Here is a 229-nt window from a genome sequence, read left to right as displayed (position 1 = left end):
CTATTCCGAGTTCGGTTTCGAGGGCGCGATCGTCACCGGCAACCTGGTGGATGGTGCGGCAAACGGCATCAACATCGCCAATTTCAACGAGGGCGGGCGACTGGCGATCGTTGCCAACAACATCATCCGCAATATCTCGCTCACCGGCCCCTACGAACACGACAGCGTCGGCTTCGGGATCGGCATCGGCGTCGAGGCGGACACCGTGGTCTCCGGCAATGTCATCGAG

The 229-nt window shown here is 61.1% G+C and carries 1 protein-coding gene; it reads left to right on the top strand.

The genetic code is table 11. The annotated features are described in order from the left end of the window. Positions 1 to 229, top strand: a 229-nt coding sequence (locus tag R0J92_RS27460) for a hypothetical protein (protein ID WP_411054006.1), incomplete at both ends; no start/stop codon positions are given.

The organism is Tritonibacter sp. SIMBA_163 (genome assembly GCF_046535935.1).
GTDB lineage: Bacteria > Pseudomonadota > Alphaproteobacteria > Rhodobacterales > Rhodobacteraceae > Epibacterium > Epibacterium scottomollicae.
The sequence above is the reverse complement of the archived record's forward strand: the minus strand, read 5'-3'. Positions and strand labels throughout refer to the sequence as shown.